Source organism: Pandoraea sp. B-6, from assembly GCF_000282835.1.
GTDB classification, from domain to species: Bacteria; Pseudomonadota; Gammaproteobacteria; order Burkholderiales; family Burkholderiaceae; genus Pandoraea; species Pandoraea cepalis.
Genome location: NZ_KB290504.1, coordinates 439 through 785 on the forward strand (window position 1 = coordinate 439; position 347 = coordinate 785).

General features: G+C 71.2%; 1 protein-coding gene. It reads left to right on the forward strand.

The genetic code is table 11. The features are described 5' to 3' along the window. The coding region (locus A985_RS24645; protein ID WP_039830048.1) for a flagellar hook-length control protein FliK at positions 1–327 on the forward strand (327 nt) is incomplete at its 5' end. Positions 328–347 lie beyond the last annotated feature (20 nt).

Sequence of the window (347 nt, forward strand, 5' to 3'; positions counted from 1 at the left end):
CTGGGCACGGTCGACGTCACGCTCGGGTTGTCCGGGCAGCAGTTACAGGCGCGCCTGCTGACCGATTCGTCCGTGTCGGCCGATGTACTGTCGCAAGAGGGTGAGGTATTGCGCCAGCGACTCGCGGCCGTCGGACTCATCGCGAGCCAATTGTCGTTCGGCGCGCTGACGGACGCGGGGGCAAGCGTCGGCGGGTCATCGGCAGGTGCCAACCCGGCCGACCCTGCGCGCCCAGTGCACGCTGCCGCCCCGACCAATGCCACCGGGCAGCGAGGGCCCTCGGCGGGCGATGTGCCGCCAGACGCAGAGACCGGAGGTGCGGCATGACGCTGCCACCGGAGCGTCGC